The organism is Actinomadura sp. NPDC048032 (assembly GCF_040653175.1).
In the GTDB taxonomy this organism is placed as follows: domain Bacteria; phylum Actinomycetota; class Actinomycetes; order Streptosporangiales; family Streptosporangiaceae; genus Spirillospora; species Spirillospora verrucosospora.
In genome coordinates this window covers 1-4,090 of sequence record NZ_JBEZJP010000567.1, presented here as the reverse complement: position 1 = coordinate 4,090, position 4,090 = coordinate 1, and the positions used below count along the sequence as shown (strand labels likewise).

Below are 4,090 nucleotides of genomic sequence, written 5' to 3'. Positions count from 1 at the left end.
CCGACCTCGCGGACAAGGTGCCCCCGATCGAGATCTCCAAGGACGGACCGAAGGCGAGGGACGTCGTCAACCGCACCGTCTCCGGCATCGTGCTGCACGGCGACGACCCGGCGAAGGCCCTGGACTCGGCGGCCAAGCAGATCGCCGCCGCGACCGGCCGGTCGATCGCCGAGTGACGCCGTGGTCGTCGACGTGACGAAACGGAAACCCGCGCAGAGCGGACCCGCCCGCGCGGTCCGGCCGGACGCGCCGCCCCGGTGGCGGGAGCGCTGGCGCCGCCGGACCACGCCGTGGACGTTCGCGGGCCCGGCGGCGGCGCTGCTGGCGCTCTTCTTCGCCTATCCGCTGCTGGCCGGCCTCTACCAGAGCTTCACCGCCGACCGCGACGGCGTGACGACCTGGGTCGGGCTGGCCCAGTACCGCCGGATGGCGGCGGACCCCGTGTTCTGGGCCGCGCTGCGCAACACCGGGCTGATCCTCGCCGTCCAGGTCCCGGTCATGATCGGGCTGGCGCTGCTGCTGGCGTTCGGGCTGAACCAGTCCTGGCTGCGGCTGCGCTCGGGCTTCCGCATCGCCTACTTCCTGCCCGCCGTCACGATGCTGGTCGCCTACTCGGTGGTGTTCCGCGTCCTGCTCAAGACCGACGGCGGCCTGGTGAACCAGATGCTCGGCGCGGTGGGCCTGCCCGCGGTCGACTGGCTGAACGGCCCCGGCTGGGCGCGGCTGGCGCTGATCGGCTCGATCACCTGGCGGTGGACGGGCTACAACGCGGTCATCCTGCTGGCCGGGCTCCAGTCGATCGCCCGGGAGCAGTACGAGGCGGCGGCCATCGACGGCGCCGGGCCCCTCACCACGTTCGTCCGGGTGGTCATGCCGCAGCTGCGTCCCGTCATCCTGTTCTGCTCGGTGACCTCGACGATCGGAACGCTCCAGCTCTTCGACGAGAACTACGTCCTGACCGGCGGCGGACCGGGCAACGCCACGACCACGCCCGTCCTCTACCTCTACAAGGTGGGCTTCGAGCAGCTCGACTTCGGCTACGCGGCCGCCCTGTCCTGGGTCGTCGTCGCGGTCATCGGGCTGATCTCCTACGCCCAGTTCCGCTTCTTCGGGAAGGAGAGGTCGCGGTGATCCCGGCCGCCGAGGGAAGGGGCCGCCCCCGCGCGGGCCGCGCGCTCGCCCTGCTGCTGCTCCTGGCGGGCGCGCTGATCAGCGCGGCGCCGTTCTACTGGATGGTGGTCGCCTCCACGCGCGACGACTCCGAGCTCTTCGCGTCCCCGCCGCCGTTCCTCCCGGGCGGGCGGTTCCTGCACAACCTGGTGGAACTGGAGCACACGATCGGCTTCGGCCGCGTCATGCTCAACAGCGCGGGCGTCGCCGTCGTCTACACGGTGCTCAGCTCGCTGATCTCCGCCATGTGCGGGTACGCGCTGGCCAAGTACCGGTTCCGGGGACGGCGGCTGCTGCTCGGCGCCGTCCTGGCGACCATGATGATCCCGTTCCAGGTGCTGCTCGTCCCGCTGTTCCAGATGATGGCGAGCCTCGGATGGGTCGACACCTACCAGGCGGTCATCCTGCCGTTCCTGGCCAACTCGTTCGGCATCTTCCTCATGCGCCAGGCGTTCCTCGCCTTCCCGGACGAGCTGATCGAGTCGGCCCGCATGGACGGCGCGGGCGACCTGCGCATCTTCTACCGGGTCGTCCTCCCGGTGGTCCGGCCCCAGTTCGGCGCGCTGGTCATCTTCACCTTCATGACGCAGTGGAACGCCTTCCTGTGGCCGCTGCTGATGCTGAACACCGAGGACAAGTACACCGCGCCGGTCGCGCTGTACACCCTCATCGGGCAGAGCCACGTCGACTACTCCGGGCTGATCCTCGGCTCCTTCCTGGCGACGCTCCCCCTGATGTTGATCTTCTTTCTGTTCCAGAAGCAGTTCGTGTCCGGTCTGTTGGGAGGGGCGGTCAAGGGATGATTCGGGTGCCGGGGCTGCTCTACGGCGGGGACTACAACCCCGAGCAGTGGCCCGAGGAGGTCTGGGCGGAGGACGCCCGGCTGATGAACGAGGCCGGGGTCAACCTGGTGACGGTCGGCGTGTTCTCGTGGGCGCGGCTGCAACCGGGCCCGGACTCCTGGGACTTCGGGTGGCTCGACCGGCTGCTCGACCTGCTCGCGGGGCACGGGATCGCCGCCGACCTCGCCACCGCCACCGCGTCGCCGCCCGCCTGGCTGGTGCGCCGCCACCCGGAGATCCTGCCCGTCACGGCGGACGGCGTCCGGCTGGAGTTCGGTTCCCGCCAGCACTACTGCCCGTCCTCCCCGGTCTACCGGGAATCGGCGACGCGGCTGGCCCGCATGATCGCCCAGCGCTACCGGGCCCATCCGGCGGTCGTGCTGTGGCACGTCCACAACGAGTACGGCGACCACGTGACCGAGTGCTTCTGCGCCGCGTCGGCGGCGGACTTCCGGTCCTGGCTGCGGGAGAGGTACGGCGACGTCGCGGAGCTGAACCGCGCCTGGGCGACCGACTTCTGGTCGCAGCGCTACGGCCGGTGGGAGGAGATCGAGCCGCCGCGCACCGCGCCCGGACCGGTGAACCCGACCCAGACGCTCGACTGGCGCCGGTTCTGCTCCGACGCCCTGCTCGGCTGCTACCTGGCGGAGAAGGCCGTCCTGGACGAGGACGGCGGGGGCCTCCCGGTGACGACGAATTTCATGTCGATGTTCAAGCCGCTGGACTACTGGAAGTGGGCGGCGCACGAGGACGTCGTGTCCGACGACGCCTACCCCGACCCGGCCGACCCGGCGGCGCACGTCAACGCCGCGATGAACTTCGACCTGATGCGCTCGCTGAAGGGCGGCCGGCCGTGGCTGCTCATGGAGCAGGCGCCGTCGGCGGTGAGCTGGCGCCCGGTCAACGTGCCGAAGCCGCCCGCGCTGGGACGGCTGTGGTCCTTCCAGGCGGTCGCGCGCGGTGCGGACGGCGTGCTCCACTTCCAGTGGCGGGCGTCGCGCGCGGGGGCGGAGAAGTTCCACAGCGCGCTCCTCCCGCATCGCGGCACCGGCTCGCCGCAGTGGGACCGGACGGTGCGCATCGGGCGCGAGCTCGCCCGGCTCGCCGAGGTCGCCGGCACCCGCACCACGGCCGATGTCGCGATCGTCCTGGACTGGGACTCCTGGTGGGCGCTGGAACTCGACGACCACCCCTCGTCCCGGCTCCGGCTAGGAGCTCGTGCTGTCCTGGTACGGCGCGGCGCACGCCCGCAACGCGGCCGTCGACTTCGTCCCCCGCGGCGCGGACCTGGCGCCGTACCGGCTCGTGCTGCTGCCCAACCTCTACATGGCGAGCGATGAGACGGCAGCCTGGCTCGGCTCGTACGTCGCGGACGGCGGCCGGCTGGTCTGCGGCTTCTTCAGCGGCATCGTCGACGAGCACGACCACGTGCATCTCGGCGGCTATCCGGCGCCGCTGCGGGACGTGCTCGGAGTCGTCGTCGACGAGTTCTGGCCCGTCCCGGACGACGCGTCCGTGGAGGTGGCGTTCGGCGACCGCACGGTCCCGGCGACGCTGTGGAGCGAATGGCTGGAGACCGCCGGGGCCGAGACCGCGGCCGCGTACGGGTCCGGGGCGCTCGCCGGCCGCCCGGCCGTCACCCGCAACGCGCACGGCGCCGGGCGGGCCTGGTACGTGAGCTGCCACCTGGGCGACGGCATCGGGATCGTGCTGGACGAGGCGTTCGCCGACGCGGGCGTCCGCCCGGTGCACGCCGTCCCGGACGGGGTCGAGGCCACCCGCCGCGACGGGCCCGCCGCGTCCTACCTCTTCCTGCTCAACCATCGCGACGCCGAGACGGACGTGCCCGTCCCGGACGGCGTCGACCTCCTGTCCGGCGCCGCCGTGCGGGGCACGCTGCGGCTGCCCCCGCTCGGGGCGGCGGTGCTCAGGACGGCCCACCCCCACCCCGAAAGGTGATCATGCGACGACCGCTCCACGCCCTGGCCGGGCTGACGCTCGGCTCCGCCCTCCTCGTCACCGCCGTGCCGGCGTCCTCCGCGGCCGAGCGGCGCACGGGGCCGGAGGGCTACGCCGAC

The 4,090-nt window shown here is 72.2% G+C and carries 4 protein-coding genes; all 4 read left to right on the top strand.

The window, feature by feature from the left end; genetic code table 11:
- Positions 1 to 192 precede the first annotated feature (192 nt).
- The 4 genes from AB0C69_RS39025 to AB0C69_RS39010 are packed head-to-tail and all read left to right on the top strand — an operon-like array spanning position 193 to position 3,971.
- Positions 193 to 1,131, top strand: a complete 939-nt coding sequence (locus AB0C69_RS39025) for a sugar ABC transporter permease (protein ID WP_360361170.1) — start codon at positions 193 to 195, stop codon at positions 1,129 to 1,131.
- The gene (locus tag AB0C69_RS39020) at positions 1,128 to 1,973 is read left to right on the top strand and encodes a carbohydrate ABC transporter permease (protein ID WP_345180945.1); all 846 of its coding nucleotides are present in this window, start codon (positions 1,128 to 1,130) and stop codon (positions 1,971 to 1,973) included. The genes AB0C69_RS39025 and AB0C69_RS39020 overlap by 4 nt, the downstream gene beginning before the upstream one ends.
- On the top strand, positions 1,970 to 3,352 hold the full coding sequence (locus tag AB0C69_RS39015; RefSeq protein ID WP_360361167.1) for a beta-galactosidase: 1,383 nt from the start codon (positions 1,970 to 1,972) through the stop codon (positions 3,350 to 3,352). Before AB0C69_RS39020 ends, AB0C69_RS39015 begins: the two co-directional genes overlap by 4 nt.
- Complete coding sequence (locus tag AB0C69_RS39010; RefSeq protein WP_360361173.1) at positions 3,234 to 3,971, top strand: beta-galactosidase trimerization domain-containing protein; 738 nt, start codon at positions 3,234 to 3,236, stop codon at positions 3,969 to 3,971. The genes AB0C69_RS39015 and AB0C69_RS39010 overlap by 119 nt, the downstream gene beginning before the upstream one ends.
- The last annotated feature ends 119 nt before the right edge of the window (positions 3,972 to 4,090 follow it).

Bases quoted from the DNA above. Each gene is read 5' to 3' on its own strand.
- AB0C69_RS39015 (WP_360361167.1), top strand. From the start codon at position 1,970: ATGATTCGGGTGCCGGGGCTGCTCTACGGCGGGGACTACAACCCCGAG.